This is a genomic window from Streptomyces sp. rh34 (genome assembly GCF_002551245.1).
In the GTDB taxonomy this organism is placed as follows: domain Bacteria; phylum Actinomycetota; class Actinomycetes; order Streptomycetales; family Streptomycetaceae; genus Streptomyces.
In genome coordinates this window covers 1-1180 of record NZ_NTGZ01000542.1, presented here as the reverse complement: position 1 = coordinate 1180, position 1180 = coordinate 1, and the positions used below count along the sequence as shown (strand labels likewise).

General features: G+C 76.7%; 1 pseudogene. It reads left to right on the top strand.

What is annotated here, in order from left to right:
* Positions 1 to 39: 39 nt before the first annotated feature.
* A pseudogene (locus CR470_RS38070) lies at positions 40 to 1047 on the top strand (SWIM zinc finger family protein); the annotation flags it as partial.
* Positions 1048 to 1180 lie beyond the last annotated feature (133 nt).

Here is a 1180-nt window from a genome sequence, read left to right as displayed (position 1 = left end):
CTGAGAGATGTGTAAAAGAACCAGTTTAAGAGGGGGGGCCCCGCCGGGGGCGGCGGCACCGCGCGGGGCCCCGCCGGCACCGACGCCGCCAGGAAGCGGGCGGAGCGCCGTGCCGAGCGCGTCACGGGCGGGGCCCAGGAGCTGGAACAGCGCCTGGGCGACCTGCTGCGCGGCGGACTCGCCGCGACCGACCGCTCCGGATACGGCCTGTGGGAGGAGACCGCGGCCCGCATGGTCGACGCCCAGGCCCCGGGTCTCGCGGTCCGGGTGAGGGAGCTGGGCGCGATCACCGGGTCGGGCCCGGGCTGGCCGGTCCGCCTGCTGGAGGAGTGCGGCCTGCTCCATCTGCTGGACGCCGCGTGGCTCGGACGGGAGCGACTGCCGGACCCGCTGGCCGCGACCGTGCGTACGAGAGTGGGGCTGCCCGTCTCCGCCGAGGGCTCCCCCATCCGTGACCACTGGCTGGTCCTCGCGCAGTACGACACCCCGGACGGCAAGATCGTCGCCCGTCGGATCTGGCTGTACGGACGGGAGTCGGGCCGTACGGCTCTGCTGCTCTCGTTCGGCGCGGCGGGCCGGTCCCCGGCTCAGGCGCTGCCGGTGGGCGCGACGATCGACGCCGAGCTGACGCCGTATCCGGGCGGCGGACAGCTCCGGGCGGAGCTGGGCGAGCAGTTCGGAGCCATGGCCCCGGACGGGCCCCCGCCGGGGATCGCCGCGGCGGCCGCGCCGGCCGTCTACGGGGACGCCTTGCGGGAGGACCCCTGGCTGGACGCCTGGCCGGTCACCCTGCGCGACGTCATACCCGTTCCGGCCAAGGACGGCTGGCAGGTGGTGGACGCGCACGCCGACTCCGCCCTGCCGATCGCCCCGGCCGCGCTGTCCCGGCCGGGTCTGTGGAAGCTCGTCGCCCTGTCCGGCGGTGGCCCGGTCACCGTGTTCGGCGAGATCGGCCACCGCGGCTTCGACCCGTTCGCGGCCTGGGACCCGGGCGAGGAGGCGGAGGGCGGGCGCACCACGGGCGGCTCGGTCGTCCAGCTGGTCTGACCCGGCCGTCACGCCTCACCCCGCCCGGCGCACCCGACGGCCCGCCCCACCGCCCGCCGCCGCGACCTCCGGCCCGGCGCCCGCTCACAGCCCGCCGCCTCTCCCACCGCCCCAGCCCCTGTCTCTTATACAC